Genomic DNA, 3,044 nt, shown 5'->3' with positions numbered 1-3,044 from the left:
GGCGCTGCTGCTGGCCGCCGGGGGCGCGGTCCTGCTCCCCCTGGGCGGGGCCGGTCCGTCGCCGGACCCGGCGGCCGATCCGGCGAACGCGCCGGCGGCCACGACGCCCCCGGCGCGGTTCCCCTCTGCGGCGCGGTCGGGCCCGGTGGCGCCGGGGTCCGTCGTCGACCCGCCGCAGGACGCCGTCGAGCACGCGGACCCCCGGCGGGCGCTGGGAGAGCTGGTGGCGCGGCGGGGAGAGGCCCTGCGCACCGGTGACGCCCGGCTGCTGGACGAGGTGTACGCCCCCGGCGCCCGGGCCGCGGCGGCGGACCGGGACACCATCGCCCGGGCGGACGGCGGTTTTCCCGGCCTCGTCCTCGAGGCCGAGAGCGTCCGCGACGGGCCGGCGGGGTCCGCGCCGCCGGGCGGGGTCGTGCTGGTGGCCGAGGTGCGGGTGGACGGCCACCGCGGCGGGCCGGGCACGGTCCCGTCCGTGGTGCCGGCCGGGGACGGATGGGTGCAGACGGTCCTCGTCGAGCTGGTCCACGGGGAGCAGGGCTGGCGGCTGGCCGAGGTGGAACCTGCGGCGGGGGCGACGGCCCCGCCGGGAACCGGCTCGGACGGGCCGCCGCGGAACGGACGGGGGCCGGACGGGCAGGAGCCGGACGGATCGGAACCGGCACGGCAGGACCCCCGGGGCTGACGGGCAGCGCCGGGGGTCCGGTCCTCGATGGTGCGGTGGCGGGCGGGGCTCACCAGAGGGTGGCGACCGCCATGTTGATCAGCGCCAGCCCGCCCACGGCGTGGGCGAGACCGGTCGAGACCGTCTCCCCGCGCCTGGTCCTCCGCTGGCCCACGAAGGCGGCGACCGCCACGGCGAGGGCGACCAGCAGCTTCACGGCGACCTTGGCGTGGTTGACGTCAGCCTCGCCCATCTCGTAGACCGCCACGAGCAGAAGACCGGTCACCAGGCTCAGCAGCGAGGCGTGGAACTGCCCGGGGGACACCGTCGGTCGCTTCATGGTGTAGATCCAGGTGCCCACGATGATCGCGGCGCCGACGAGGTGCAGGAAGACGAGGAGTCCGGTCAGGAAGGTCATGCCGTCGAGCCTATCGGAGCGCCGCCGGCGGACGCCGAGAGGGCGTGCCCCTGTGACCAGGAACACGCCCTCTCAGCGTCCGCCGACCCTCCGCAGGTGCTCAGCGGGGGCCGTGGACCGGCACGGGGCCGGTCAGAGGCCGACCTCGGACTCGAAGCGGCCTTCCTCCAGGCGCGCCTTGAGCGCCTGGAGGAAGCGGCCGGCGTCCGCGCCGTCGACCAGGCGGTGGTCGTAGGTCAGCGACAGGTAGCACATCTGGCGGATGGCGATGGTGTCGTTGCCGTCGGCGTCGGAGACCACCATGGGGCGCTTCACGATCGATCCCGTGCCGAGGATCGCGACCTGCGGCTGGTTGATGATCGGGGTGTCGAACAGGGCCCCGAACGACCCGAGGTTCGTGATCGTGAAGGTGCCGCCGGTGAGGTCGTCCGGCGTGATGTTGCCGTCCTTGGCCCGGGAGCCGAGGTCCGCGATCTGCTTGGCCAGGCCGCCGAGGTTGAGGTCGCCGGCGTTCTTGATGACCGGCACCAGCAGGCCCTTCGGGGTGTCCACCGCGATGGCGATGTTCTCCGAGCCGTTGTAGACGATCTCCTTCTCGGCCTCCTTGAAGGTGGCGTTGAGCTTCGGGTGGGCCTGCAGGGCCTCCGCCACGGCCTTGGCGAAGAACGGCAGGTAGGTGAGCTTGGCGCCCTCCCGCTCCTGGAACTTCGCCTTCGCCCGGCCGCGCAGCACGGCCACCCGGGTCATGTCGACCTCGGTCACCTGGGTCAGCTGAGCGGCCTCCTGCAGCGACTCGCGCATGCGCTGGGCGATCGTCATCCGGATCCGCGGGGCCTTCTCGGTGGTCCCGCGCTTGGCGTCCGCCTTCGGCGCGGCCGGGGCGGCCTCCTTCGCCGGGGCGGCCGCGGCCGTCTCGGCCGGGGCCTCGGCGGCCGGTGCGGCCGCGCTCTTCTGCTGCTCGGCGGCGGCGAGCACGTCCTGCTTGCGGATGCGGCCGCCCACACCGGTGCCGGTGAGCGCGGAGAGGTCCACGCCCTCCTTCTTGGCGAGCTTGCGCACCAGCGGGGTCACGTAGGACGAGTTGTCGCCCGTCGGCGCCTCCGCGTTCTCGGTGCGGGCGCCGTCGCGCTGACCGGCGTCCTGCTGCTCGTCCCCGGAGGTGTCGGCCAGCACGGGCTCGTCGGTCTCGACCAGGGCCTCGTCGCGGGACGGCGCCTTCTCCTGCTTCCCGGAGGAGGAACCCTCGTAGCCCTCGCCGCCGGCGGAGGACTGCTTCGCCGGCTTCTCCTCGGCGGAGGTGTCCGCGGCGGGCTTCTCGGCGGGCTTGTCCCCGGACGGGGCGGAGCCGGAGCCGATGACCGCCAGGACCTGGCCGACCTCGGCGTCCTCGTCCTCCTGCACCCGGATCTCCAGCAGGGTCCCGGCCACGGGGGAGGGGACCTCGGTGTCGACCTTGTCGGTGGAGACCTCCAGCAGCGGCTCGTCGACGGCGACCTCGTCACCGACCTGCTTGAGCCACCGGGTCACGGTGCCCTCGGTCACGGACTCGCCCAGGGCGGGCAGGGTGATCTCGCTGCCCTCGCCCGTCTGCTGGGCCTCGGCCTGCGGGGCCTGCTCCTGACCGGAGGACTCCTGGCCGGAGGACTTCTGCTCGGCGGCCTCGTCGGTCGCCTCGGGGGTCTCGGCCTCGGTCGCGGCGTCCTCGGCCTCCTGGGCGGAGGTGTCCGCGGCGGGCTTCTCGGCGGGCTTGTCCCCGGACGGGGCGGAGCCGGAGCCGATGACCGCCAGGACCTGGCCGACCTCGGCGTCCTCGTCCTCCTGCACCCGGATCTCCAGCAGGGTCCCGGCCACGGGGGAGGGGACCTCGGTGTCGACCTTGTCGGTGGAGACCTCCAGCAGCGGCTCGTCGACGGCGACCTCGTCACCGACCTGCTTGAGCCACCGGGTCACGGTGCCCTCGGT

General features: G+C 74.5%; 2 protein-coding genes and 1 pseudogene. 1 reads left to right on the top strand and 2 read right to left on the bottom strand.

Annotated elements, in window-relative coordinates; genetic code table 11:
- Positions 1-685: pseudogene (locus tag CK505_RS17980) on the top strand (hypothetical protein); the annotation flags it as partial.
- 49 nt (positions 686-734) lie between these two features.
- On the opposite strand, the gene CK505_RS17975 reads toward CK505_RS17980, so the two are convergent.
- Positions 735-1,082, bottom strand: a complete 348-nt coding sequence (locus CK505_RS17975; protein ID WP_017834155.1) for a hypothetical protein — start codon at positions 1,080-1,082, stop codon at positions 735-737.
- Between the two features lie 132 nt (positions 1,083-1,214).
- Positions 1,215-3,044 (bottom strand): 2-oxoglutarate dehydrogenase, E2 component, dihydrolipoamide succinyltransferase (gene sucB / locus CK505_RS17970; protein ID WP_141246873.1); only part of this gene is annotated, 1,830 nt, incomplete at its 5' end.

It is taken from the genome of Kocuria sp. WN036 (genome assembly GCF_002287015.1).
Classification (GTDB): Bacteria; Actinomycetota; Actinomycetes; order Actinomycetales; family Micrococcaceae; genus Kocuria; species Kocuria rosea.
The sequence above is the reverse complement of the archived record's forward strand: the minus strand, read 5'-3'. Positions and strand labels throughout refer to the sequence as shown.